General features: G+C 27.0%; 26 protein-coding genes. 8 read left to right on the forward strand and 18 right to left on the reverse strand.

The genetic code is table 11. From position 1 onward, the window contains the following. Nucleotides 1–38: 38 nt before the first annotated feature. A complete protein-coding gene (gcvT, locus tag DS884_RS12690) occupies nucleotides 39–1,121 on the reverse strand; it encodes a glycine cleavage system aminomethyltransferase GcvT (RefSeq protein ID WP_093870981.1) in 1,083 nt (360 codons plus the stop codon). A 155-nt stretch (nucleotides 1,122–1,276) separates the two neighbouring features. Between gcvT and DS884_RS12695 the strand changes: the two genes are divergently transcribed. After that, nucleotides 1,277–1,822: a TlpA family protein disulfide reductase gene (locus tag DS884_RS12695; RefSeq protein WP_113786999.1), complete on the forward strand. Its 546-nt coding sequence runs from the start codon at nucleotides 1,277–1,279 to the stop codon at nucleotides 1,820–1,822. A 32-nt stretch (nucleotides 1,823–1,854) separates the two neighbouring features. Continuing rightward, entirely contained in the window at nucleotides 1,855–2,073 is a 219-nt protein-coding gene (locus DS884_RS12700) for a VF530 family DNA-binding protein (protein WP_093870983.1), read from the forward strand. Nucleotides 2,074–2,144: 71 nt separating this feature from the next. On the opposite strand, the gene DS884_RS12705 is transcribed toward DS884_RS12700, so the two are convergent. Both DS884_RS12705 and DS884_RS12710 read right to left on the reverse strand, forming a co-directional pair. After that, nucleotides 2,145–2,489 (reverse strand): hypothetical protein, encoded by a 345-nt coding sequence (locus DS884_RS12705; RefSeq protein WP_147239408.1) that lies wholly within the window; start codon nucleotides 2,487–2,489, stop codon nucleotides 2,145–2,147. 154 nt (nucleotides 2,490–2,643) lie between these two features. Beyond that, entirely contained in the window at nucleotides 2,644–3,495 is an 852-nt protein-coding gene (locus DS884_RS12710; protein ID WP_093870985.1) for an alpha/beta fold hydrolase, read from the reverse strand. Nucleotides 3,496–3,586: 91 nt separating this feature from the next. On the opposite strand from DS884_RS12710, the gene priA reads away from it, so the two are divergent. Together priA and DS884_RS18460 are read left to right on the forward strand one after the other, a co-directional pair. Next, nucleotides 3,587–6,010, forward strand: a complete 2,424-nt coding sequence (gene priA / locus DS884_RS12715; RefSeq protein WP_233487165.1) for a primosomal protein N' — start codon at nucleotides 3,587–3,589, stop codon at nucleotides 6,008–6,010. A gap of 263 nt (nucleotides 6,011–6,273) precedes the next feature. Continuing rightward, on the forward strand, nucleotides 6,274–6,429 hold the full coding sequence (locus tag DS884_RS18460) for a hypothetical protein (RefSeq protein WP_158530841.1): 156 nt from the start codon (nucleotides 6,274–6,276) through the stop codon (nucleotides 6,427–6,429). Nucleotides 6,430–6,509: 80 nt separating this feature from the next. Here the strand turns inward: DS884_RS18460 and DS884_RS12720 are convergent, their stop codons facing one another. The 8 genes from DS884_RS12720 to DS884_RS12755 all read right to left on the reverse strand — a co-directional run bounded on the left by DS884_RS12720 (nucleotide 6,510) and on the right by DS884_RS12755 (nucleotide 15,758). Then, nucleotides 6,510–7,076, reverse strand: a complete 567-nt coding sequence (locus DS884_RS12720) for a type 1 periplasmic binding fold superfamily protein (RefSeq protein ID WP_113787002.1) — start codon at nucleotides 7,074–7,076, stop codon at nucleotides 6,510–6,512. A 13-nt stretch (nucleotides 7,077–7,089) separates the two neighbouring features. Further along, nucleotides 7,090–9,495: a TonB-dependent receptor gene (locus DS884_RS12725; protein WP_113787003.1), complete on the reverse strand. Its 2,406-nt coding sequence runs from the start codon at nucleotides 9,493–9,495 to the stop codon at nucleotides 7,090–7,092. Between the two features lie 35 nt (nucleotides 9,496–9,530). After that, nucleotides 9,531–9,845: a hypothetical protein gene (locus DS884_RS12730; RefSeq protein WP_093870989.1), complete on the reverse strand. Its 315-nt coding sequence runs from the start codon at nucleotides 9,843–9,845 to the stop codon at nucleotides 9,531–9,533. A gap of 63 nt (nucleotides 9,846–9,908) precedes the next feature. Then, nucleotides 9,909–10,688 (reverse strand): TerC family protein, encoded by a 780-nt coding sequence (locus DS884_RS12735; RefSeq protein WP_093870990.1) that lies wholly within the window; start codon nucleotides 10,686–10,688, stop codon nucleotides 9,909–9,911. A gap of 4 nt (nucleotides 10,689–10,692) precedes the next feature. After that, nucleotides 10,693–11,112: a hypothetical protein gene (locus DS884_RS12740; RefSeq protein WP_093870991.1), complete on the reverse strand. Its 420-nt coding sequence runs from the start codon at nucleotides 11,110–11,112 to the stop codon at nucleotides 10,693–10,695. Between the two features lie 13 nt (nucleotides 11,113–11,125). Beyond that, nucleotides 11,126–12,469, reverse strand: coding sequence for an adenylosuccinate lyase (gene purB / locus DS884_RS12745; RefSeq protein WP_113787004.1), 1,344 nt, complete (start codon nucleotides 12,467–12,469; stop codon nucleotides 11,126–11,128). Between the two features lie 101 nt (nucleotides 12,470–12,570). Then, nucleotides 12,571–15,078 (reverse strand): T9SS type A sorting domain-containing protein, encoded by a 2,508-nt coding sequence (locus DS884_RS12750; RefSeq protein ID WP_113787005.1) that lies wholly within the window; start codon nucleotides 15,076–15,078, stop codon nucleotides 12,571–12,573. An 83-nt stretch (nucleotides 15,079–15,161) separates the two neighbouring features. Continuing rightward, complete coding sequence (locus tag DS884_RS12755) at nucleotides 15,162–15,758, reverse strand: Crp/Fnr family transcriptional regulator (protein WP_093870994.1); 597 nt, start codon at nucleotides 15,756–15,758, stop codon at nucleotides 15,162–15,164. 68 nt (nucleotides 15,759–15,826) lie between these two features. On the opposite strand from DS884_RS12755, the gene DS884_RS12760 reads away from it, so the two are divergent. Next, nucleotides 15,827–16,234: a group III truncated hemoglobin gene (locus DS884_RS12760; RefSeq protein ID WP_093870995.1), complete on the forward strand. Its 408-nt coding sequence runs from the start codon at nucleotides 15,827–15,829 to the stop codon at nucleotides 16,232–16,234. Here DS884_RS12760 and DS884_RS12765 read toward each other — a convergent pair. Continuing rightward, nucleotides 16,215–16,562: a hypothetical protein gene (locus DS884_RS12765; RefSeq protein ID WP_093870996.1), complete on the reverse strand. Its 348-nt coding sequence runs from the start codon at nucleotides 16,560–16,562 to the stop codon at nucleotides 16,215–16,217. The two genes, DS884_RS12760 and DS884_RS12765, sit on opposite strands and share 20 nt — an antisense overlap. A gap of 143 nt (nucleotides 16,563–16,705) precedes the next feature. Between DS884_RS12765 and DS884_RS12770 the strand changes: the two genes are divergently transcribed. Beyond that, nucleotides 16,706–18,724, forward strand: coding sequence for a VWA domain-containing protein (locus DS884_RS12770; RefSeq protein ID WP_233487156.1), 2,019 nt, complete (start codon nucleotides 16,706–16,708; stop codon nucleotides 18,722–18,724). Between the two features lie 71 nt (nucleotides 18,725–18,795). Here the strand turns inward: DS884_RS12770 and DS884_RS12775 are convergent, their stop codons facing one another. Genes DS884_RS12775 through DS884_RS12800 form a run of 6 tightly spaced genes read right to left on the reverse strand, consistent with a single transcriptional unit; the run spans nucleotide 18,796 to nucleotide 24,465 of the window. After that, entirely contained in the window at nucleotides 18,796–19,185 is a 390-nt protein-coding gene (locus tag DS884_RS12775; protein WP_113787006.1) for a DUF805 domain-containing protein, read from the reverse strand. A 39-nt stretch (nucleotides 19,186–19,224) separates the two neighbouring features. Continuing rightward, complete coding sequence (locus tag DS884_RS12780; RefSeq protein WP_113787007.1) at nucleotides 19,225–20,559, reverse strand: DUF58 domain-containing protein; 1,335 nt, start codon at nucleotides 20,557–20,559, stop codon at nucleotides 19,225–19,227. Between the two features lie 2 nt (nucleotides 20,560–20,561). Beyond that, nucleotides 20,562–21,566 carry an AAA family ATPase gene (locus DS884_RS12785; RefSeq protein WP_093870999.1) on the reverse strand — a complete coding sequence of 335 codons (1,005 nt, stop codon included), beginning with the start codon at nucleotides 21,564–21,566 and terminating at the stop codon, nucleotides 20,562–20,564. 2 nt (nucleotides 21,567–21,568) lie between these two features. Further along, nucleotides 21,569–22,774, reverse strand: coding sequence for a DUF4350 domain-containing protein (locus tag DS884_RS12790; RefSeq protein WP_113787008.1), 1,206 nt, complete (start codon nucleotides 22,772–22,774; stop codon nucleotides 21,569–21,571). Further along, nucleotides 22,775–23,500 carry a hypothetical protein gene (locus DS884_RS12795; protein WP_113787009.1) on the reverse strand — a complete coding sequence of 242 codons (726 nt, stop codon included), beginning with the start codon at nucleotides 23,498–23,500 and terminating at the stop codon, nucleotides 22,775–22,777. It lies immediately after the preceding gene. Further along, nucleotides 23,500–24,465 (reverse strand): stage II sporulation protein M, encoded by a 966-nt coding sequence (locus tag DS884_RS12800; RefSeq protein WP_093871002.1) that lies wholly within the window; start codon nucleotides 24,463–24,465, stop codon nucleotides 23,500–23,502. The genes DS884_RS12795 and DS884_RS12800 overlap by 1 nt, the downstream gene beginning before the upstream one ends. Before the next feature lie 21 nt (nucleotides 24,466–24,486). Here DS884_RS12800 and DS884_RS12805 point away from each other — a divergent pair, with 21 nt between their 5' ends. Together DS884_RS12805 and DS884_RS12810 are read left to right on the forward strand one after the other, a co-directional pair. Further along, nucleotides 24,487–25,299, forward strand: a complete 813-nt coding sequence (locus tag DS884_RS12805; protein WP_093871003.1) for an RDD family protein — start codon at nucleotides 24,487–24,489, stop codon at nucleotides 25,297–25,299. 98 nt (nucleotides 25,300–25,397) lie between these two features. Beyond that, a complete protein-coding gene (locus DS884_RS12810; RefSeq protein WP_147239409.1) occupies nucleotides 25,398–25,733 on the forward strand; it encodes a hypothetical protein in 336 nt (111 codons plus the stop codon). Nucleotides 25,734–25,779: the final 46 nt, after the last annotated feature.

Consider the following 25,779-nt stretch of genomic DNA (forward strand, 5'->3'; position numbering starts at 1 on the left):
TGTATGAATCGCTTTTAATTTTATAATGTACAATTAAATTATCCTTTGTAAAAAGGTAGTTTAACTACTTTGGCTGCTATTTGTTTTTTACGAACTTGAATAAACACTTCGCTATCAACTTTTGAATTTTCGATAGTTACATACCCTAAACCAATCCCTTTACCTAAAGATGGGCTCATAGTACCAGAAGTAACATTACCAATTTTAGTACCTTCAGCATTTATAATATCATATCCTTGGCGAGGAATTCCTTTTTCAATAATTTCGAAAGCAACTAATTTACGAGTTACTCCGTCAGTTTTTTGTTGTTTTAAAGCTTCAGCATTTACAAAGTCTTTAGTAAACTTAGTAATCCAACCTAAACCAGCTTCAAGAGGAGAAGTAGTATCATCAATATCATTTCCATATAGGCAATATCCCATTTCTAAACGTAAAGTATCACGAGCTGCTAATCCTATGGGTTTAATACCCCAATCAGCTCCCGCTTCAAAAACTTTTTTCCAAACAGCTTCAACATCTTTATTTTTTACATAAATTTCAAAACCACCAGATCCTGTATAACCAGTAGCAGAAACTACTACATTTGGTAAACCTGCAAAATCAGTAATTTCAAAAGTGTAAAATTTAATAGCTGATAAATCTACAGATGTTAATGATTGCATAGCTTCGGCTGCTTTAGGACCTTGAATAGCTAATAAAGACCATTCATCAGAACGATCTTCCATTACAACACCTAAATCATTATGTTGTGAAATCCAGTTCCAGTCTTTTTCAATGTTTGAAGCGTTAACAACCAGCATGTACTCATTTTCTTCAATCATATATATGATTAAATCATCTACGATTCCACCATCAGCATTTGGCATACAACTATACTGAGCTTTTCCAGGTACTAATTTAGAGGCATCATTAGATGCTATTTTTTGAATTAAAGCCAAAGCATTTTCTCCTTTTAAAAAGAACTCTCCCATATGGCTAACATCAAATACACCAACACCGCTTCTTACAGTTTCATGTTCAATGTTCACACCTTCATATTGTACAGGCATATTATACCCAGCAAAAGGAACTAATTTTGCTCCTAAACCTTCATGAATGTGAGTTAATGCAGTATTTTTCATTTTTTATGAATTGTTTGTTTATAATTATGCTAAAGTATGTAAAAAAAGGTAAACAAAAACGGAGAAATTGTTTAATATTTATAGCTGTTTTAAGCTATTTAATGTTTTGTAACAGTAATAAATAGTTCTATTTTTGAGGTGTTAATATAGTACAGATGAAAATTACTAAAAAATCAATATACAATCTTCTTTTTTTAATAATTATAGGATTGTTGCTTTATCCGCCAACAAAAACCTATTTTATTCGTTTGATTTCTTTTTCGCCTTCCATTATTAAGAGTGAAAAAAGAGATGTTTTAAATGATTATAATTGGTCATTAAAAGGGTTAAATACAATTGATGTAGATTTTAATAACCTAAAAAACAAAGTTGTTTTTATAAACTTTTGGGCAACATGGTGCCCTCCTTGTATAGCTGAAATTCCTAGCATCCAAGAATTATATAACGATTATAAAGATGAAGTAGTATTTATATTTGTTAGTAATGAAAAAAGGGAAGTTATAAATGCTTTTTATAAAAAACATAATTACGATTTACCTACATATAATTTGGGAAATAGTTTACCAAAAATATTTCAAGTAAACTCGATACCTACTTCATTTGTAATCAATAAGAAAGGAGAAGTAGTTATAAATAAAAGTGGAGCTGCAGATTGGAACAGCTCTAAGTTTAGATCATTGTTAAATGAATTAATTAAATAGAAAATGTATTTTCTAAATCATTGTAAATAAGTATGAGTCAAGAGCAACCAAATAATCCATTACATGGAATAAAGTTAGCAACAATTTTAGAAGAATTATTTTTAGAATATGGATGGGAAGAGTTAGGAGAAATTTTAAACATAAATTGTTTTAAGAATAACCCAACTTATAAATCAAGTTTAAAATTTTTAAGAAAAACTCCTTGGGCAAGGGCAAAAGTAGAAAAGTTATATTTAGAAATGATAAATTAATATTATACTGATATATATCAAAAAAATCGTCTGAAATTAATTTCAGACGATTTTTTTTGTTTTAAAATAACTTATGCTTTATTAACCTTTATAGGTAGCGTATAAATTTCTTTTTGTTTTATTTTAGAAGAATTAATTTTCTTATTATTTAATTTTTCTTTTATAAATAAACTTAAATCTTCATTTTTTGAAGTAACATCTACAACAATAATTTCATTTTTATTATTAACAGTAAAGGAAACATCTACTTTTAAAGTTTCATAAGTGTTAAAAGGTACTTTATCTCCTATTAAAGCAATGATTTGATTGGTTAATGAGTTGTCTTTACCAAAGTCGTTTTTTGGAGTAGCAAAAGTTGACAAAGAAAGGAAAAGGCTAATGCTGAAAATAATTAAAGTTTTTACTAAAGTCTTCATAATATATTAATATTTATTGGGTTTATATTTGCTTATAAGACTACAGAAAAAAAATAATGTTTCAGTTAAACTGGACTTTAATATAAAGTTAACAGGTTTTAACTAAAATTATGAAAATAACACTGTAAATGAGTGTTTTAGTTTAGTTTGTAAATTACTTTAATATTAAATTACTCCATTCTTTTGGAGATTCAAGCATAGGGAAATGTCCAGAGTTTTTTAACCAGAATAAATTATTATTGGGAATTTCTTGATGAAGTTGATCAGCAATTGCTTTTACAGCAATAGGATCATGAGTTGGCCATACTATTTTTGTTAATATACTAGTATCTTTTAAGGCACCAATCCATCTATGCCAAAAATAATAACGTTCATTAATATAATTACTTAATAAATGAATAACCTTTCGGCCACCATTGTGTTCAAGTAAAAACCACATGTCGTTTAGTTCATTTTTAGAGACTTTAGAACTATCAAAATATATATTTTTAATATTCCTATTAAAAATTGTTTGAGTAGCAATTTTAGCTACCCATTTACCAGTGTATTTATTTTTTAACAATTTTTGAATAGTTCTTAGCTTGGCTAGTTCAATATGCATGCTACCGTTGCAAAGAATTAACTCTTTAATATTAAGAGAAAGCTGATTTTGATTATGGCGAGCAATAATCTCAGTAGCTATGCTTGTTCCATAATCATGTGCAAGTACAGTTACTTGAGTTATTTTGAGAAATTTCCATAATTGAATAGCAATATCAGCTTGTTCAATTAAAGAATATGAGTAATTTAATGGCTTTTCAGAGTAACCAAAGCCTAAATGATCATGAATAATAACTCTATACTTTTCAGATAAATAGGGGAGTACTTTGTAATAATCAAATGATGAGGTAGGATATCCATGTAAAATGACTAAAACTTCTTTACTTCCTCTGGTATCAACAACAAAAATAGTTTTACCATTAATCGAGATAAATTCTCCCTTAGATTTCCATTCTTTAGCGTTCATAATTCCTTAAAAATTCTGTTTACAATGTAGTGAAATTTGTGTAGTTTTGATATAACATTAAAAGAGCTTTTCTATTTATTTTATAGACGTCATATTACCCATACCTCTAAAAAAAACTTTTACATACTCGGTAACTGAGGCTGAAGCAAGTTTTTTACAAAAAGGAATGCGTGTTGCAGTTTCTTTTGGGAAATCAAAAATTTATACTGCAATTGTATTTAAAATACATCAAATAGCTCCAGTTTTATATGAAGCTAAAGATATTCATCAAATACTAGATGAATACCCTGTTGTTAATGAACATCAATTAAATCATTGGGAATGGATATCATCATATTACTTGTGTTCATTAGGAGATGTATATAGGGCTGCTTTACCTTCTGCGTTTTTATTGGAGAGTGAGACTATAATTTATAAAAATGATTCTTTTACTGAAGATGTAACTTTAGGAGACGATTCTTTTTTAATTTTTGAAGCTTTACAGCACCATTCTCAGTTAACTATTCATCAAGTAAGTGATATTTTAGGTAAAAAAACAATTTTACCAATAATTAATGAGTTACTGGAAAAAAATGCTGTTACTATAAAAGAGGAAATTTATGAAACATATAAACCTAAACTAGTTAAATATGTACGTTTATTACCTAAGTATACAACGAATGAAGGTCTTCAAAATTTATTAGAACAGCTTTCTAGAGCAAAAAAACAACGCGAAGCTGTTTTACATTATTTTCAGTTATCTAGTTCCAAAAAACCTATAAAAACTAAAGAATTAGAAGAGAAATCAAACGTATCAACTTCTATTTTAAAAACATTAGTAGATAAAGAGATATTTGAATTTTATCATATTAAAACTGATAGGATTAGTTTTGATGGAACAACAAACGAAATAAAAGAATTAAATGAGTTTCAAGAACAGGCTTATAAAGAAATTAAAAAATCTTTTGAAAAGCATGAAGTTACTTTATTACAAGGAGTTACTGGTTCAGGTAAAACAGAAATATATGTAAAACTCATAAAGGAAGTTTTAGCTTTAGGCAAACAAGTTTTATTCTTATTACCAGAAATAGCCTTAACAACTCAAATAATTGTTAGATTACAAAATTATTTTGGTTCTCAAATTTCTGTATTTCATTCTAAGTATTCAATGAATGAACGAGTTGAGGTTTGGAATAATGTTTTAAACAATAAATCAAAAGCACAAATAATTTTAGGAGCTAGGTCGTCAATTTTCTTACCTTTTTCAAATTTAGGGTTAATTATTGTAGATGAAGAACATGAAAGTTCGTATAAACAATTTGAACCTTCACCAAGATATAATGCAAGGGATGCAGCAGTAGTTTTAGCATATCAGCATAAAGCAAAAATAGTATTAGGTTCAGCAACACCTTCTATTGAAAGTTATTTTAATGCAACCCAAAATAAATACGGATTGGTTGCTTTACATAGACGTTTTGGAAATATTCAATTACCCAAAATAGAATTAATTGATATTAAAGAAAAGTTCAAAAAGAAAGTAATGAAAGGGCATTTCTCAGATCGTTTATTAGAAATGATAGAGGAAGCATTAAATGAAAAAGAACAGGTTATTTTATTTCAAAACAGGAGAGGATTTTCTCCTGTTGTTGAGTGTACTACTTGTGGAAATTCACCGCAGTGTCCTAATTGTGATGTTAGTTTAACATATCATAAATATAGAAAAGAATTAAAGTGTCATTATTGTCATTATCAACGTTCTATGCCAAATAATTGTGGTGCTTGTGGAAGTACAACTCTTGATACAAAAGGTTTTGGTACTGAACAAATAGAGTTAGAGTTAAAAGAATTATTTCCAAACCATACCATTGGTAGAATGGATTTAGACACTACTCGTGGAAAGTATGGATATCAAAAAATTATAGGAGCATTTGAGGCTCAAGAAATAGATATATTAGTAGGAACTCAAATGCTTTCCAAAGGATTAGACTTTGAAAATGTATCACTTGTTGGAATTTTAAATGCAGATTCAATGTTGAATTTTCCAGATTTTAGAGCACATGAGAGAGCTTTTCAATTGATGGTTCAAGTATCGGGTAGGGCAGGGCGTTCAAAAAAACAAGGTAATGTGGCTATTCAAACGTATAATCCATATCATCAAATTTTACAACAAGTTTCTACTACAAATTATACAGAAATGTATAAAGAACAATTGCAAGATCGTTGGCAGTACAATTACCCACCTTATTATAGACTAATTAAAATTACATTAAAACATAAAGATTATACAAAAGTTGATACTGGGATACATTGGCTAGCTAGAGCTTTACAAAATATTTTTAAAGAAAATGTTTTAGGACCTACTGAGCCATCTGTATCACGTGTTCGAAATCAATACATAAAAAATTTAGTTATTAAAATACCACCAAAACAATCATTAGGTAAAACTAAAGAACAATTACAAAAAATTAAAAACACATTTGAAGCAGTAAAAGATTTCAGGCCAATTCGTTTTATTATTGATGTTGATGCGTATTAATATATTTAGATATTTTTTAGATATTTTTTGCTAGTTTTAAAAAAAGTGTTATATTGCACACGTCTTAGGAGACGTCCTTAGACTTTCTTTTTCATAGCAATTTTCCCACTCAATTTATTGAGTGGGTTTTTTTATACAATCATTTTACAGTTTATCTATAGATATTGTTCATTGAAAGATAGTTGTTTAGGTTTGAACCGACCAAGAGTTATTTCATCAAATTTACTTACTAATTTGCAGTATATAACCGTAAAGATTAAGTCATGAAAACAGAAACAGTTAGAATAAAATTAGTTAATAAAGAAGGTAATCAGACAACAAATCAATTTGCTTTTATTGATATACCAGTTACTACATACGAAATATTGTTTAATCAAATATTTATAGTGGAAGATTTTGGATGTATTTTTTTAAATTAAATAATATTTTACATAAAAAAACGAGCTCTATAAAAAATAGAGCCCGTGTATATTTGTATTAGTAGCTTAATTTATAAGTATTATTGTATAGTTATAGGGAAAACTACTTCAATATCAGTTTCTCCACCTGCATTGGTAATATCACCACCTTTTACACCAGTAGCTGTTTTATTAGGTTCATGTCTTAAAATCACTGTATAATTTCCAGTTCCAGCAGCTCCAGTAGCAACCGTAAACTTAATACCTACAGGATTACCATTAGCATCATTTGTTCCTGCGTACGTAAATGTACTATTTAAACCTCCTGAAGTGCTATAAAAAAATTGATGTTCATCAGCTTCTTCTGCAACCTCTTTAGTGATATCTTCTGCAGGACTTTCAGTTTCATTTAATAATGTAATATCAGCATTATATGTTGTATTTGCAGCAAGAGTTCCACCAGTGATAACAGGAGCGTTTGGTCCATCACCATCTAAATCTTTACTTTGAATAGTTACAGCATTTCCTCCTGCACTAGGTGTAAGTACTATAGTCATTGTTGTAATTACTTCTTCTTCATTAACTGGCGTAGGTACTTCATCGTCCGAACAAGATGTTATTGTAAATGCAGAGATAAATAATACAGCTAATAATTTAATATGTTTCATAATGTTTTGTTTTTTAATAATTAATTTTTAATTGAATTTTAAAATTCCTCCCTAAGTCATCAGCAAAATATCGTAACCTATTTAAATAGTTTCTATAAGATTTATTAAGTAAATTATCTACTGAAAAGTTTATGTTTACTTTTGTTTTAGACATTTTAAACTCAAAACCTGAAGAAAAATTTAAAAGATGATATGCAGAGGGAGGTGTGCTAACATCAACTAATTCATAACGATTTAACGGAGCTATAAAAGCTTGAAAATTATTGTTAGGAAATTCGTTTTGTTTAGCATTAAACTCACTTTCAAGAGAAGCAAAAAAGTTTTTCCAATTTTCTTTCTTAAAAAGTAAGGTAGTAGTGGTTTTAAAAGGAGGAATATCAATCAAAGGTCTTTTGTTTGTTATATCACGTCCTTTTAAAAATGATAATTTACTTGTTAGTAAAAAATCTTCATTAACCTCATATTGTAAATTTGTATCAACACCAAATAAATGAGCTTTAGTCTGTTTGTATGACCAAACAGGAAAAGCACCTCTTAGTGTAGTTTCAACGCCCGAAGGCTCTATATAAATAAAATCTGAAATAAAATTATAAAATCCTTCAAATGTAATATTGAATTTATCATTATTAAACCTGTAAGAAGTTGATATTCTATTTGATGTTTCTGACTTTAAGCGTAAATCACCTAATTCAATTCTAGCAGCTGAATGGTGTAAGCCATCACTAAATAATTCTGATGCATTTGGAGCTCTATTTGACAGCCCGTAATTTACTATAAAAGAATTCTCCTCATCAATGGTATAGGTTAAACCTAGTGAGGCTGAAATATTATGATATGTAAATACTGGATTTGTTAATAATTGAGATCCTTTTACGTCATTATCAATAATGATATTACTAAAATCGTTTTGATAATTTAAAGATTGCCATCTTGATTTTTGATAAAACTTTTGAGCGTTAATGTGCTCTAGATCATATCTAACCCCTCCAGTTATTATCGCTTTTTCAGACTTAAAACTACTTATAGCATAGATACCTAAATTATATTTATCATAATCAGGAATAAGTCTTCTTACTTCTGTTATTGGATCAGGGAAATTATTTTGAAATCCTCCACTAACACCAAATTTGTGAGTATAACCAGCAGAAGCATCAAGATTTAAATCTGCTCTAACTGTATGCGTTTTTAATGCTAAGTCAACAGCTTGAAGCTCTTTTTTATCACCCCTTCTTTTATCAAATTCAAGTCTATTATTTACTTGATAATCATATTGAAGAGAAAGTTTACCAAATCCTTTGAATCGTTTATAAACTTTAGCTTTTAATAATTGATGCGTAACTTCTTGTTTAGGATTGTTAATATCATAACTAAAATCTTTAATAATCAAAGGAATGTCACTATTTATAGCATTTACTAAATCAGTTACCCCACCATTATGAGAAGCACTTAAAATTGCAATTCTATTAGATAAACGACTATAAAATAATTCAAAACCTTTTTCAAATCTCTTATATCCAGTGCCAATTGTAAAAGCTTTTGAATTTATACCTGTATTTGTTAGGTTATAATTTGAAGCTTCAAAATCACCAGCTCTTTTATAAGAAGCCTGCCCATTGATATACCAACCTGAAGAATAGTTTTTATGTAAACTACTTGTTACGGAAAATAACCTACCATTACTTTGTTGAGAAAATATACTTTTACCATATAAAGTATCTTTTCTACTATTTGTAGCAGGATTAACTATAACAACTCCACCAATAGCATCTCCTCCATATTGAAGAGCGTTAGCTCCTTTTATTACAGAAATTGATTGAGCAGCATTTACATCAATATTTGGAGCATGTTCAATACCCCATTCTTGATCTTGAAGTCTAACATTGTTATAAGAAATTAATATCCTACTACTGTGCAAACCATTAATAACGGGTTTAACAATGGTATTTCCTGTGTTTATTGATGATACACCAGAAACATTTTTTATAGCATCACCTAAACTAGCATCACTAAAATTTTCAAGAGTTTTAGTTTTAATTAAAGTTTCTTGAGCTGTTTTAGTTTTTAAACTTACGTTTCCTTTTATATTAACTTCATTTAATTCTTCAACATGGTGTTCTAAATCAATAACCTTATAAATATCTTTGGTTATATTTAGTTCTAAAATTAGTGGCTCACACGCAACGTGAGAAGTTTGAATAATTATTTTACCTGAACAAACATTTTTAATAGTAAATTTTCCTTCAATATCAGTAGTTGCATACTTGTTTTGGTTTTTTATAAAAACAGTAGCTCCAACTATAGGCGATTTATCATGAAAATCTTCTACCAAACCAGAAAATGTATGTTCGCAATTTTGACTATTTGCTAATGCCGAGCATAATAAAAGCAAAATAATCAAAAGAATACTTTTTGATTTCATTTAAGATTTATTTGTAATTTATATAGTATACTAAATTAAATTACGAAAGGAGGGCCTCTAGGAGTTTTTTTATTAGTGTTGTGTAGTGTTACAGTTAATGGTTGGTTAAACTGCGGATTATAGATTTCTTCTGATATTATTTGATAATCAAATGGGGACTCATAAGTAGTAACACCAACTTGAAAATGTAATATAGAACAATCTATTTCTTGTTCATGAAAGTGATGTTCATCTATTGACGAACAAATAATATGCTCATGATTTTCGAAAGCATGAATACATTGTATTACTGATGGTAGTAGTAATACAAGTAAACTTAGAAATATAATATGCTTTTTAAATCTAAACATTTGAGCAAAGGTAGTAAAAATAAAAAAACTGATATTTTAATATCAGTTTTTTTAAGTATTATATTATTTAGAGGTTTTTTTCCTTCTCATTCGCATATTAAGCATTTCAACAACTAAAGAGAATGTAATTGCGAAGTATAAATACCCTTTAGGTACTATTCCCATTTCTTCACCAAATAGTTTAGCATGAGATAAATGTGCAGCCTCAGCAATTAACATAAAACCAATTAGTATTAAAAAAGATAAACCTAACATTTGAATTGTAGGGTGTTTGTTTACAAACTTACCAACTGGATTCGCAAACAACATCATAATAATCATAGATAGAATAACAGATACTACCATAATAATCATTGCTCCTTCAACACCATTTGTCATACCTACAGCTGTTAAAATAGAGTCAAATGAAAAAACTATATTAATTAATGTAATTTGAACTATTGCTTGGCTTATTGTGTATTTCTTTTTAGGTTTTTGATCAACACTATGTTCATCAAGCCCTTCAACTTTATGGTGAATTTCTTTAGTACTTTTGTATAATAAGAATAAACCACCAGCAAACAAAATCAAACTTTGTCCTGTTACACCTGCTTTAAACCAAGAAAGATCTACATTAAAAAGAGGAGAATTCATTGCTATTAATAATGAAATTCCGAATAAAAGAACTATACGAAGTACCATGGCTAAAAACAAACCTATATTGGTTGCTTTTTTTTGTTCATTTTCTGGAAGTTTGTTTGCTGCTATTGATATAAATATAATATTATCAATACCAAGTACAATTTCTAAAAAAGTTAAGGTAACTAATGCCCCCCAAGTATCTGCTTGTAAAAATATTTCCATAGTTTTAATTTACTTTATAAACGGTTCCTTTTTGTTTAAATTTTGAATACCCAATTCTAGCTGTAAAGTCATACGAATTATCGGTAACTTTAGTTATTTGTACAAATATAGGATCTTTATCTAAATCTGTTTTTGGGTTCTTCATTTGCAAAGTATATGCAAAATTATTTTTCCATTTAATGAACAACGTATCAGTATGTTTCTCTTCTTTTAGAGTAACTAAACTATCAGATGAAATACTTGTTTTTTTAGTATACTGTTCTATTTGTAAGCTATCTTTTCTAGTAATGATAGTTTTTCCATAAGATTCTCCTGCAGGAATTTCAAAAACTCCTTGTTTAAAACGAGTAGGGTCTCCTTTTTTTTCAGTAGAACATGAAAAAAATATTAAGAGTAAAGAAAATAGTGATAATGTTGTTTTCATTAATTTCATAAAATTATATTCCAGTATAATTTGAAGGTGTTATTACTTTTAATTCTTCTTTTATTTCAGAAGATACTTCTAATGTATCAATGAAATTAGCTATTGATTTTTGCGTAATTTTTTCATTGGTACGTGTTAATCCTTTTAAAGCTTCATAAGGATTTGGGTATGCTTCACGACGTAAAATAGTTTGAATAGCTTCAGCAACAACAGCCCAATTATTTTCTAAATCTTCAGCAAATTTATCAGCATTTAAAAGTAATTTGTTTAATCCTTTTAAAGTAGAAGCAAAACCAATTAAAGTGTGCCCAAATGGAACTCCTACATTACGTAAAACAGTACTATCAGTTAAGTCACGTTGTAAACGAGACACTGGTAATTTTGCTGCTAAGTGTTCGAAAATAGCATTAGCTATTCCTAAATTACCTTCAGAATTTTCAAAATCAATAGGGTTTACTTTATGTGGCATAGCAGAAGAACCTACTTCGCCTTTTTTAATTTTTTGTTTGAAATAATCATTAGAAACATAGGTCCAAATATCACGATCTAAATCAATTAAAATTGTGTTAACACGTTTTAAACCGTCATATAAAGCAGCCATATGATCATAATGCTCTATTTGTGTGGTAGGAAATGAATGGTGTAAGCCAAGAATTTCTTCTACAAAGTTAGTTCCAAAGTTTTTCCAATCTATATTAGGGTAGGCAACTTTGTGAGCATTAAAATTACCAGTTGCACCACCAAATTTAGCAGCATGTGGAGTGTGTTGTATATGTATAACTTGATTATTAACACGCTCAACAAAAACAAAAAACTCTTTTCCTAAACGAGTAGGAGAAGCTGGTTGACCATGCGTACGAGCTAACATAGGAACGTTTTCCCATTCTTCAGATAAATCAGCTAATTTACAAACTAAAGTGTCTAATGAAGGATAATATACTTCTTCCATAGCATCTTTTATAGATAATGGAATAGCAGTATTATTAATATCTTGAGACGTTAATCCAAAATGAATAAATTCTTTGAATTTTTGAAGATCTAAGTTGTCAAATTTTTCTTTAATAAAATACTCAACAGCTTTTACATCATGATTCGTAACACTTTCAATATCTTTTATCTTTTGAGCATCTTCACTAGAAAAATTAGTGTAAATTTCACGTAAATCAGGATACAAATCTTTATTAAAGTCAGCTAATTGAGGTAAAGGAATTTCACATAAAGCAATAAAATACTCAATTTCTACTTTAACTCTGTATTTTATTAAAGCTTCTTCTGAAAAATAATTTGCTAAATCAGCTACTTTGTTACGATATCTACCATCAATAGGAGATATAGCATTTAATTGTGTTAAGTTCATTTTTATCTGTTGTGTTGAAGCAACAAAAGTAAAAATTCTAAAATAGGTATAATAAAAAAAGGGTATCTAATTTAGATACCCTTGTCAAGTTTTTTATAAAATTACTGTTTAATGAATTTTTTTAAAGCAATTTTATTATCTGTGCTTTCAATTTTTATTAAATATAAGCCTTGATTTAATGAAGTTGTATTTATATTTAATTTTGATGTTTGAAGAACCTTTTTACCTAAAGTATTAAAAATACTAATTTTTTTAATTATCTGATTGTTCTGAGTTGTAATTTTTAAGCTATTTATTACCGGGTTTGGGTAAATGTTTAATTGATTTGTAAATAGTTTATCAATGCTTGCTGTAGCACCACAATTTTCACTGTATATAGCAATATTATCTTTTTCCCAATTAGTTTTAGCTTCAGCTTCACTTTTTGAGTCAACTTGAATACAAGTTAAACTACTATTGTATTTAGTATCTAGATTAGATAAAGAAGCATTGTTACCGTTTTGGATATTTAATTCTTTTAAATTATTATCCTTACAAGATAAAAAAGTTAATTTTGTGTTCTTTGAAAGATCTAATGCCGTTAGTAAATTATAACTACAATCTAAACTAGTCATTTTTTCAAAAGCCTCAATACCAGTTAAGTCCTTGATTTTTTCAGAAATATTACTATGCGAATTATTAATATATATACTACCAGGATAACTTTTAGCTTCTAGTAATTGTATTTCATCATCTCCATTTCCATTAATTATAGTACTATTTAGCAAATATTTCTTGAAATTTGAATCAGGAATATTAATTACTTCTGTAGATAAATTTGAACAATTTTCACTATAGGTTGCATAATGGTCTTTACTCCATTTACTATTACTATTTGCATTTAAAGGATTGTCAACTTGAATACATAATAGTTTATTAGTAGCTGCTTCCATTAAATATAACTTTTCATTAGCTCCATTTTTTATGTTTAACTCTGTAAGTTCATTATAACTAGAAGATAAATGTGTTAAATCAGGACTATTAGATAAGTTTAAACTTTTAATTTGATTCCAAGCACAACGTACTTGTATAAGAGAAGTATTATTTGTTAAATCTAAATTGTTTAATTTATTATGATCACAATTTAGAATAGTTAAATCAGGGTTTTTTGACACATCTATATTGGTTAGTTTATTACTACTACAATATAACTTTTTTAGTTTTGTGTTTTTTGATACATCTAAACTCAAAATAGAATTTCCTGAAGCTCCTAGTTCTAATAAGTTAATATTTTTTGATACATTTAATTCAGTAATTTGATTATTATAACAAGAAAGTTTCGTTAATTTGATATTGTTTGTTAAATCAATACTTGTGATTGAATTATTATAAAAAATTAATTCATTTAAAGAAGTACAGGTGGTAACATCCAAGTTTGATAACTTATTATAGATACAGTTAATATTTGTTAATTGATCACTGTTAGAAATATTTAAATCTGTTATGGAATTATAGTCGCAATCTAATTTTTTTAAATTATCAAAAGAAGATAAATTAAGAGTTGTTAATTTGTTTTTATTGCAATTCAATTCAGTTAACTTTTTATTGTTAATTAAATCTAATCCAAGTAACATGTTATTATTACAATTTAAAATTTCTAATAACTTATTGTTTTTTATATCTAATTGAGTAAGTTTATTTGACGTAAAATCTAAACGTTTTAAGTTTGTGTTTTTTGAAACATCTATTTGACTTATCTGATTATAATTACAACTTAAATGTACAAGGTTTAAGTTTTTAGAAATATCAATGTTTGTGATATTATTTGAGCTTAATTTTATTTCGTATAATTCCTTGTTATTTGTTAAGTTTATATTAGAAATTTTATTTCCTGAACAATTTAATCCAGTAATTTTAGTAAAATACTCAATACCAGTTAAATCTTTAATTTTTTCATCATCTGCTTTTCCATATGAGCTAGTACTAAGGTAAGGACCAAAAGAGTTAGCTTCTGAAAATTGAATTTCTCCATCGTTATTCGTATCTATTTTTTGAGAATGATTAAGCAAAGCCTTTTTAAAATTAACATCTGGTATAATTACAATTGAATTTGCATCGAAAACAGAAACATTGTCAATAAGTATTTTTGAACCTACATCTCCATAAGTTTTGATATATACTTGTATGTTTTCACTAGTTGTTGCAGTAAACTCAAATTCTCCTTTTGTCCATTTATCAGTAGGGAAATTTGTAAACTCTTTAGTAGATAAGTTTTCAGGGAAACTTCCTGGTTTGTGCACCAAGTTAAAATTTACTTTACTAAAAGTACCTGAAACTAACTTATAATAAAAGGTACCTATGTACTTAGTATCCTTAACAAATGGAATATTTGGAGAAAAGATAAAATTTTGAGTTTGCCCAGTAGTAATTTCTAGCTCTAAACTAGCAGTTTTATTTTGAGCATCTGAGCTTTTTTTCCATTTTCCATTACTAAATCTAAACCACTCTGTAGGATTAGAATCAGAAGCATCCCAACTTTCCATGTTTCCATTGGGAACCAAATTAGTTTGACCTGAAATAGTTAGAAAGGAGAATACGCAAAGCAATAAAAAAAAGTAGTTTTTCTTCATTTTACAATTGTTTTTGAATTATTGAAGGTGCGAAAATACTTTTTTTTAAAACATTATTATTTTAAATTTTAAGTAATAATGTTTTATCGATATACTTTTCTGTTAATTATTTTTAAATATCCTTTTTTTTCCAAGTTTTTGATGGCTCTTATCGTTGTTTCAACTCTAAGCCCTAAAATATCTGCTATTTGTTGTCGTGTGTGAGGAATTTTAAAATTAAATTGACCATGTAACTTATAAACATCATTTTTAAGATAATCAAAAAATCGAAGTACTCTATGTCCTGGTTCTTGACTTGAAATTTCTGAAGCAATAATGGCTTTGTAGTATAATCGTTGTGCTAAACTTTGAGTTATTTTTAAATGAATTTCTGGATGTTTCTCTAATAAAAGTAAAAGTTTGCTTTTTGGAAGGACAATAATGTTTGACTCTGATAAAGTTACTGCATTAGCGGGATATTTTACATCAATAAATAAAGGGGGTTCTCCAAAACTTTGATTTTTGTAAAATATACCTTGAATAAATTCCTTTCCTTCATCATTAAAATTATTCATTTTTACAGCACCAATAACTATTTGATAATAATTACGTGCAATATCGTTTTCTGAAAAAATTAAGCTGTTTTTTTCAAAATGTTTTATTTGAGCTCCAAAATTTAATAAGGTTTCTTGTGGAATCATTATGATTTAAGTCATAAATTGCAAAAGCATAAAGATATACTTTTGATTTAGATTAATTTTATTTTTAAATGAGCAAGAGAGAAATAACTACAAGAGATGATGTTTTTTTATTAGTATCGACATTTTACGATAAGATTAAAAAAGACGATTTTATTGGTCCAATTTTTTTAAAAGTAATACCAGAAAAAATGTGGGATAGTCATTTGGAAAAGCTTACGGATTTCTGGGAAACTAATTTGTTTTTTGTTAGAAAATTTAAAGGTAATCCAATGAAAGTTCATAAAGATGTTGATAAAGAGTTTAGTTATGGTATTTCTCAAGAACATTTTGGTAGGTGGCTTCAATTATGGTTTTCAACAATAGATGATTTATTTATTGGTACTAAAGCAAATGAAGCTAAAGAAAGAGCACGAAACATAGCTTCTATGCTCTTTTTTAAAATGTTCGAAGTAAAACCTAAGCCATCAATTCAATAAGTTGATAGGCTATTAAAAGAATATTTCCTAAAATATTTATTATAAAGGCCCATATAATTGTTTTGAATGATCTTTGACTAATAACAATAGCATTTGCACCCATTGCTGAAATACAAGTAAAAATTAATGGAAACAAAGCTATTTCTTTATGTACAGCTAATGCAGCTGATATGGAAGCAATCATAGTCCCAAGAATTAATAAAATAATAGAAATCCCCATTGCATTCTTTTCTTCAGTAGCTATCCAATCGTTTAACTTAGTAATGCTATGAAAACTTAATTCTTTTTTGTATGTTTTAGTTTGAGTTATTGTGTTTGTAGTGTTCATAATATGAGTTGTTTATAGCAAAATTAATCAGTAATATATTATTAAATTATGACCTTAATCATAAAGAGTATTTTAAATTAAGAGTGTATATACAGTTCGTATTTTAGTAGATATTTTTATATTCACACTTTAAATATAATTTTGTGCAATCAACAACTCTAATTTATATAGTTATAACAGTTTTATGCAGTTTAGTAATTGCTTTTTTTCAATATTTTTTTAAAGAAAAGAAGCAACCAAAAATTGTTATAGCATTATTTATTTTAAAAGCTTTGAGTTTATTTTTAATTGGATTATTATTAATAAATCCTAAAATTGATATTGTTGCTACTCAAAATATCAAACCGAAGTTGTCAGTATTGATAGATAACTCTCTGTCAACTAGGTTTTTTAAAGAAGAAAAAAAAGTAAAAGAGATACTTAATATTATTGTTAATAATAAGGAACTAAATAAAAAATATCAAATATCTAATTTTTCTTTTGGAAACTCTATAAAAGTATTAGATAGCTTATCTTTTTCTGAAACTAGCACCAATATATCTGAAGCTATAAATTCGGTCGATGAATTAGTGAAAAACAATAAAAAAGCTACAATTTTAATTACTGATGGTAATCAAACTTCAGGAAATGATTATGAGTTTTTAATGCCAAAAGATAAAGTATTTCCTATTGTGTTAGGGGATACAACTCAATATCAGGATGTTCAAATAACGCAACTTAATGTAAATAAATATAGTTACATAAAAAATAAGTTTCCTGTAGAAGCTTTTTTATTATATGAAGGTAAAGGTGCAGTTAGTTCTGTTTTTACATTATCTCATAATGGAAAAAAGATATATTCAGAAAGAATTAAACTTTCATCTGAAAACCCGTCAAAAACAATAACTGTTAATTTAACATCAAAAGAGAAAGGGCTTCAATATTACCAAGCCTCTATAACAAAACTTAAGAAAGAAAAAAACACTAAAAATAATTATAAAAGTTTTTCGGTAGAAGTTATAGATGAGCAAACTAAAGTATTACTCTTAAGTTCAATAATGCATCCAGATTTAGGAGCTATAAAAAAAGCAATTGAAAGCAATAAACAACGAAAAGTAACCATAGAAGTAATAGGAAACAAGCAGTTGAACTTAAAAGAGTATCAATTTTATGTTTTTTATCAACCAAATTTTTATTTCAGAAGAATTTTTGAAGAAGTGTCTTCTAATTTTTTAGTAATCACAGGAACAAAAACGGATTGGAATTTAATAAACTCATTAAACTTAGGGGTAAAAAAGAATGCAATAAATCAGTTTGAGAATTATGGAGCAATTTATAATGATAGTTTTTTAACTTTTATGCAAGATGATATTGGTTTTGAAGAATTTCCTCCTTTACGTGATAAATTCGGGAAATTAAGATTGTCAAATGAAACACAAATTTTATTATATCAAAAATTAAATGGTATAAATTTAACAGAACCTTTAATAACATCTTTAGAGAAAAATGATGTTAAATATGCTTTTATATTTGGAGAGGGGATTTGGAAATGGAGATCTGCTAGCTATTTAAAAGATAAAACATTTGAAAATTTCGATACTTTTATAAGTAATATAGCACAGTATTTGGCTTCAAATAAAAAAAGAAAACGATTAGAAGTAACCTCTAAAAGCATATATCCTGCTAATGCTATAATACAAATTTCAGCGTTTTATGTAGATCGTAATTATAAATTTGATAATAGAGCTTCCTTACAATTAAAAATAACGAATTCAAAAACAAAAGAGGTTAAAGTATTACCATTTTCTTTAACTAATAATGCATATCAGGTATCTGTTGAAGGTTTGTTAGCTGGAGATTATATGTACCAAGTTTCTGTTGAAAATCAAAATATTAATAAGTATGGACGATTTAAAATAACACCTTATCAAATAGAAGAGCAGTTTACAAATGCTAATAGTATTAAATTACAAAAATTAGCAAAAAATTCTAATGGAAAACTAGTTTATTCTAATCAGGTAGAATCATTAATTTCAAATTTACTTTCTGACAAAGATTATTTTACAGTTCAGAAATCAATGACAACTCAAAAGAGTTTAATTGATTGGAAATGGATTTTGGTTTTAATTGCTTCTTTGTTATCTATTGAATGGTTTGTAAGAAAGTACTATGGAAAGATTTAATAATATAATATATATAAAAGCCTCAGTAGTTTAAAATTACTGAGGCTTTTTATTGAATAAACTTCTTTTATCTATTCTTTTCCAATATTATTAATAGCATGATCATTTCCAATACCTTTTGGGTTATCCCCCCATTTATTTTTACCATGATCACTATCTGTACACAACCATACCAAAAGTATAATAGCCCCAACTAGTGGAATTAAAGCTATTAGTATATTCCATCCACTTTTACCTACATCATGTAGCCTTCTTACAGCTACTGCTAAACTTGGTAAAAACACAGCCAAAGAGTATAAGTTTAATAATATAGCTAATACAGGAATATCTAATCCAATTGATATTCCCATTGCGCCCCAGCTGATTAATAGATTAATCAAGGTAAACATCCAGTATTCTTCTCTTCTAGCTCTACCACTAAAATCAACATACTGTTTAAGTACTTTCACATACCAATTCATAATAATTATTTTTTTGTTATTGTTTGCAAATATAGAGAACTAAAATAAGCCTCTTGATTTTAAATCTAAATATTTATTTATAGTATTACCAGTTAAGTTTTCTGGTTTAGTTAGTACAGATTGTATTCCGTATTTTTTTAATTCGTTTGCAATTTGTTTTTTCTCATACATAAATTTTTCAGCAATAATTTTATTATATACATCTTCAACTGAACTTGATTTTTGTTCTACAATTGTATTTAATTCAGTGTTTTGAAAGAAAACAACTAATAATAAATGATTTTTAGCAATAGCACGAAGATAGGGGAGTTGCCTTTTAAGTGCATCTAGGGTTTCAAAATTAGTGTATAATATAAGTAAACTTCTACTGGTTATTTTTCGTTTAATAGTAGCATATAATAAACTGTAATCAGCTTCCAAAAAATTTGTTTTGACATTGTATAAAGCTTCAGAAATTAAATTCATTTGCGAATTACGTTGTTCAGCTACAATAATATTTTCTAACTTTTTAGAAAAAGTAAGCATTCCGGCTTTATCTTGTTTTCGTAAAATAATGTTACTTACAGCCAAAGTTGCATTAATTGCATAATCAAGCAGAGAAAGGTTGTTAAAGTGCATTTGCATTGGTCTACCTTTATCAATTATTGAATATACTGGTTGTGATTTTTCTTCAACATATTGATTTACCATTAATTGGTTTCTTTTAGCTGTAGCTTTCCAATTTAAAGAACGAATATCATCTCCAGAAACATATTCCTTAATTTGTTCAAATTCTAATGAATGTCCAATTCTTCTAATTTTTTTATTACCGTAGGTATTTAAGTCGTTTGATACAGCTTTTATATCAAATTCTTTTAGTTTTAAAAAAGAAGGATAGCATTTTAATTTTTTTTCTTCTCCTAAAATATATTTTCGAGTTGCAAGCCTTAAAGGAGAACTAATGTAAATGTTAATATGCCCAAAATCATAAACTCCTCTTTTTTTTGGAGTAAGATTATATTTAATTTTATTTTCTTTGTTTGGTTTTAAAACTTGTTTAAAATAAAAATTTATTTTTTGAAACTGAAACGGTAATTCTTCAATAATAATAGAATGAATATTGAATTTATAACTACTTTTAAGTAATATAGATATTTTATTATTATCACCATTTGATAATCGTTCTGGTAAAAACCGCTCAATATGAATTCCTTTTTTTAAGCTGTAGATTAATAATATATCTATAAAAGTTACTACCAGTAAAGAAAATAAAAGAACTTGTCCTAAAGAGAAAAAAAGAGGAATAAAAAAACCAGCAACAAATAATACAGCTATGAAAATTATTCCATAAAATAAGTTGTCGTTTAAAAATAAAGAATTATAAAGTTTCTTCATTATTATCTTGGAATTTCTACAGATTCAATTATTTGTTCAATAATTTGAGTACTAGTTAATCCTTCCATTTCTCTTTCAGGTGTAACTATAACTCTGTGTTGTAGTACAGGAATTGCTGCATTTTTAATATCTTCAGGAGTAATAAAGTCTCTTCCATTAATCCCAGCAAAGGCCTTTGAAGCTTTTAAAATAGCAATTGTAGCTCTTGGAGAAGCTCCTAAAAATAAAAAAGAATTATTTCTTGTGCTTACAACAATGTTAGAGATGTATTTAAGTAGGTGTTCTTCAACCTTTATTTGGGTAATTAACTTTTTATATTGCTCAATTTTTTCACCAGATATAACAGTTTCAATTTTATCAATCTTTGTATTGTTAATTAAAGCCTGTTCTCTTGTTACAATTTCTAATTCTTCTTCAGCAGTAGGGTAGTTTACATTTATTTTAAAAAGAAAACGATCTAATTGTGCTTCAGGTAATCTATATGTACCTTCTTGTTCAATAGGATTTTGTGTAGCTAGAACTATAAAAGGAGATCCCATAGAATAGGTGGTTCCATCAATAGTAATTTGCTGTTCTTCCATAACTTCAAATAAAGCTGCTTGAGTTTTAGCTGGTGCTCTATTTATTTCATCAATTAATACCATATTTGAAAAAATAGGGCCTTTTTTAAACTCAAATTCAGAATTTTTAACATTAAAAACTGAAGTTCCTAATATATCTGAAGGCATTAAATCAGGTGTAAATTGGATACGGCTAAAATCTATAGTTATAGTACGAGATAGTAATTTGGCAGTTATTGTTTTGGCTACTCCTGGAACACCTTCTATCAATGCATGACCATCAGAAAGTATTGCAACAAGTAATAAATCGATCATTCTTTTTTGACCAACAATAACTTTATTCAATTCTGTTTTTATCTTATAGATACTCTCTTGTAGTTCAGATAAGTTAATTCTGCTTTCGAATTCTAAACTTTCACTAGTAGTATTTGTAGTTGTGTTTTCCATAATTAATTGTTTTCAAAAAAGTTTTCAATTAGCGTATTTAAGCGCATTAATTCATCTTGCGTACAATTTGATTTTTTATTTACTGCTATAATAGTGTTTATCAAATATCGAGTTGTACTTAATTTATTTCCAGATTTAGATGCTAACTTTTCAATAAAAACACTATTTAAGTTATTTGTGTTGATTAAATATTTGGTTCTAACTTTTTCTAAAAAATAAGTTATTTTTTTTGTTACTAAATTTTTATGATTTTCTTCCTTTAAATATAAATTGGCAATAGTATGTGTAAAATCTGAAGTTGAGTTCTTTAATTTTTCAATAGTAGGAACAACTCGTTGTTTTCTTCGAGCATTGAAAAGAATAAAAAGTAATAGCCCCCAAAAAGCAATATATAACGACCATTTTAAAGATGTATGTTTGTTGAAAAATTTAAATACAGACTTTTTATTTTTGTCTGTTGAGTTTTTTCTGGATTTCACTTGTGGGTCCCATAAAATTGTTCTGTCTGGTAAATAAGAAAAGATATTTGAAGCATAAGTACCCTTTTTATTAAGTAAATAATAATTTGTAAAAACGATTGGCTGTGTATGCAAGTATATAGCTCCTTTGCCATGGTATACTTTTATAAAGTTAGGTTGTTTTTCATGGTTTATTTTTTGAGTTCCTAAAACAATGGTTGTTAAAGAATCAAATTTTGAGAAATAATGACGTCTTATATTACGTTCAAACTTAAAAACGCTATCTTTAAATTGATCATTTTTTAAGTATAAAGATCCTTTTAAATTCTTTAATTCCTGAAGGGCGTATGTATTCTTATCTAAATTATCAGTACTGATATTTAAAGATTTTTTTAAATTTTCACTAAAATGATTTAAAGAAATAAAAGCATCATTTCCAGCAAATACAAATTTAAGCAACTTATTTATTGATCTTTTATCTAGTTTGTTAGCAGATGATTTAATACAGATATAATTTGCATAACCAGCATCATTATCATAGTATATTTCATTAAAGAAATCGGAGATGTTTTTCTTTAAATATACCTTTTCATTCCCATTATATAAGCTCGTTATTTCATTATGAATTATATAAGTTCCAAATGGAGCTTTTGATTGTTCTCTATAATTTTCTCTCCAATCTGTTTTTTTACATCCAGTAAAAATTAGTGAAATAAATAATAAAAATAATATGTAGTTTTTAGTATTCAATTATAATTTTTTAATGTAAGATTTATAGTTGTTTTCAATAGCATTGAATTTTAATTCATCAATAGGGAATTCTCCATACCAAACATAATCATACAGGTATATTAAGTATGAAAATTGCTTACGACTATTAATACTTTTTAGTTCGAACAAGTATTCTGAATTTGTTTTGTCTTTATCGTATTTGATTATGCCTTTTTGTGACATTATTTTAAGTAATAATAAATAATAGTACCTCGTAGCAAGTCTATAATCATTATTTAGAATTGCTCGTTCTAATAACTTGCTATAGTCATTTTTATTAATATCTTCGTCTTCTTCTTCGAATATAAGTGCTTTCTTATGCTGTTTAGTAGATTTGTTAAATTTCCAAAAATCCATTTCAGTAAAAACAAAACTTTTCAATAAAATAAGAATAACAATTAAAGCTAGTAAATAAGGGAAAACAGTACCCAAGAAGCTAATTAAATCTTTAAAAAAGTCTAAAGTATTTTCATTAATTTTCTTTTTTGATTCTTTTTTAGTTTTTTTAAGAGGTGGAGTGCTTTCAGTGTAAATAAAATCTTTGCCTTTATATTTTGATTTCAAGTCATTTCCTAATTTTCTTTTTTTTACATAGTCTACATTTTTATCATACGATATACTATCGTTTTCTAATAACGTATTTATGTCTTGAGAATGCACACAAACACCCAAAAATAAAAAAAGTATTATTATAATATTTCTCATTATCGTAATTGGTGTTTTGAAGCAACTTTATATGGTAAAATCAAATAATAATAAGAAATAGATGCTAAACAAGACAAGATTATGAGTAAGCATATTACAGTAGGCATTTGATTATAATATCTTGTAATATAACCTTCTAAAAAGGCAGCTATAAATGTAAAAGGTATAGTGCTTAAAAAAATAAAGAAAGCTTCTCTTAGTCCTTTTTTAAAAGATTCAATTCTATCTAATGATCCAGGAAATAATATACTAGCTCCTATAATATATCCACAAGCAGCTTCTATAATCATAGCGAAAATTTCATAAGTTCCATGTATCCAGATACCTTTTACACTATCAAAAAAAGTATTATTTTGATAAAAGAAAGCTTGAAAAACAGCAACCATAATACCATTGTATATAATATAGTATCCAGTTCCCAATCCAATAAATAAACCAGATAAAAACATATTTAATCCTACACGTAAATTATTGTCAAAAATACCGATAAAGCTTCCCCAGTTACTTCCGCCTTTATAAATAGCTAATGCATCACCACTTTCAATGTTTTCGAGAGTAACATCAATATATTCATTTCCTAAAATTTCTCTGGCAAAACTATCGTCATTAAATGTAGATAGCAAACCAATAAAAAAACATAAAAAGAAAAAAATAAATGAGATATAAATATATTTACGATGCTTATAAGCAAGTAAAGGAATTTTTTCAAAGAAAAATTGTGCTAGGGTATTTTTATCTTGTTTTTTAGTATGGTAAATTTTCCCATAACTTTTCTTAGCAAGTTTGTTTAAGTATATAACAACCTTACTTTTAGGGTAAAACGATTGTGCATACGACAAATCATTCATTATCTTAATGTGCAATTCAGCAATTTCGTCTGGGCTCTTTTTCGTATTATTTGAAATTACTTGTTCAAATTCAAGCCATTTTTCTTTATTTTGCTTTATAAAAGCTACCTCTCTCATTGAGACAAATGTAAATAATGTATGAAAAGACTGCAAGTAAATACCACACAAAATGTTATTATCAATTTTGAATTAGCTAATCTTGGTCAGCGTATACTCGCTTTTTTTATTGATAACATAATAAAATTTGCTTACATATATTTCATCATATACATGTTTAACTTCACTTTAATTAAAGCGGCTGTTGATGGAGATTCTTGGTCTATAAAGGCTATAGATATTTTATTATTTTTACCTATTACGTTTTATTCATTATATACTGAGATGTTGTTAAACGGACAAACTCTAGGTAAAAAAATGTTGAAGTTAAGAGTTATAAATATTGATGGATTTAAACCTTCATTTACAGATTATACGATGCGTTGGTTTTTGCGAGTAGTAGATTTTAATTTATTTATGTTGATTTTTGTATATGTATCTTCTTTAGGAGCAAATGAATATTTAGGTTTGCTATGGTTGATATTTTTAGGTGGTAAAATGGTAGGTTTATTTTCAATAATTATGACTAAAAATAATCAAAGGATAGGTGACATATCTGCTAATACAGTTGTGGTTAATTTAAAAGATGAAGCAAAATTTTCTCAAACTATTCTTGAGGATATTAGTGAAGAGTATGTGCCAACTTATCCAAGTGTTATAAAACTTTCAGATAATGACGCTCGTATTATAAAGGATACTTTTTCAGTTGCTAAAAAAAGTAAAGACTATAAAACTCTTATAAAGTTAAGAACAAAAATAGAAGAAGTTACAGAAGTGAAATCAAAAGATAAAACTGACATTATATTTATAGATACTATATTAAAAGATTATAATTTTTATACTCAAAATATGTAAGTTTATTTATCAATTAATATTGGTTTAAAATTAAAAAAAGGTTAAATTTGTTAAACCAGATATAAAATGTTACTTTATTCTGTGTTTATTATAAAATTTTGAAGAACTCTATTGTATACATGTTAATACTATTATTGTTTGCACCTCCAATGCAAGCACATAATGATGTAGTTATATATGATACTTTAGAAAACCATTTTGATATTGATGAAGCTCATGAAGATATTCATCATCAAGAAGATTCTCAAGATGAAGAAAATACCGAACATCATCATCATTGTAATGTAGTTTCATTATCATCCGAATTTGTACCAATTTTAGAATATAATTTTCAATTTCTTACTTTTATAACGATAAAGCAAGAAATCAACTTTTATCAAAATACTTACCTTAATTCATTCTTAGAGGAAATTTTCCAACCACCAAGAGTTTAATTTATTATATCATTTATTTAGAATCATGTACGCATCATAAATTTAA

This window comes from Tenacibaculum sp. E3R01 (assembly GCF_003318185.1).
Taxonomy (GTDB): Bacteria; Bacteroidota; Bacteroidia; order Flavobacteriales; family Flavobacteriaceae; genus Polaribacter; species Polaribacter halocynthiae.